General features: G+C 60.2%; 1 protein-coding gene. It reads left to right on the top strand.

Translation table 11 applies throughout. The annotated features are described in order from the left end of the window. Window positions 1–165: 165 nt before the first annotated feature. Entirely contained in the window at window positions 166–1,101 is a 936-nt protein-coding gene (locus V6L75_RS20960; RefSeq protein ID WP_334253397.1) for an IS110 family RNA-guided transposase, read from the top strand. Window positions 1,102–1,113 lie beyond the last annotated feature (12 nt).

Raw genomic sequence — 1,113 nt, 5'->3', positions numbered from 1 at the left:
CCCTGTGTATCGAAAGTCTGTCATTGTGATTGCGGGACGGAGGCCGTTGGGCCCCTGATCTTGAAGACCGTGAGCCGGCTTTGGCCCCGTCCCGCTTTCTCAGATTAACCTGAACAGTTGCATGAGGCTGCTCACAACAGACCTCGCACCACAGGGACAGGCATCATGAGCATATCTCATCACTACATCGGATGCGATGTTTCCAAGTCCTGGCTGGATGTTTTCGATCCGCGTGCGGGCCGCATCCAGCATCTGGATAACACCGCCGAAGCAATCAGTGTGTTTGTGAGCTCCTTGCAAGGGCAAGACGCCTTTGTGCTCTTCGAGGCCACTGGCACCTACGACAGTGTACTGCGTACAAGCTTGCATGAGGCGGGTATCGCCTGTGCACGGCTGAACCCGACCATGGTCCGCCGCTATGCACAGGCACGCGGACGCAAGGCCAAGACGGATGCATTGGATGCAATCATTCTGGCAGACATGGGCGAGCGCCTGCGCCCGGATCCTGATCCCGCTCCTTGCCCTCACAGGGCGCGTCTGGCAGGGCTGGCGGCGCGAAGGGACCAGCTGGTCGCCATGCGGGCCTGCGAGAAAACCCGCCTTTGCGAGCTGACGGATCCTTTCCTGCGCCAGGATCTGGAGGAGACAATCTGCCATCTCAGCCGAGCTGTTGCGAGGATCGAGGCCGAGATCGAGCGCCAGATACAGGAGAATGACGCCCTGAGGGATCAGGCCCGCATTCTGGCGAGTGCACCTGGCGTTGGGCCCGTAACGGCGCAGATCCTTCTCGCGCTCATGCCGGAACTGGGCAACTCCAATCCCAAGCGTCTGGCGGCGCTGGCAGGGCTGGCCCCCTTCAATCACGACTCGGGCAAACTGAAGGGAATACGCTGTATCTCGGGCGGAAGAGCCCGTGTCAGACGGGCCCTGTTCATGGCTGCCTTGAGGGCGGCCCGCATCAATCCAACGCTGAAAGCCTTCGCAGACCGCGTCACCAGCGCATCCAAAGTCAGGAAAATCGCAATCATCGCGACCGCGCGCAAACTCCTCACAATCCTCAATGCCATGCTCCGGGAGAACGCCACATTCAGACATCAATGAAACAGTTGCCGG

The organism is Pannonibacter anstelovis, from assembly GCF_036881715.1.
In the GTDB taxonomy this organism is placed as follows: domain Bacteria; phylum Pseudomonadota; class Alphaproteobacteria; order Rhizobiales; family Stappiaceae; genus Pannonibacter; species Pannonibacter anstelovis.
This window is presented reverse-complemented; position numbering and strand designations above follow the sequence as displayed.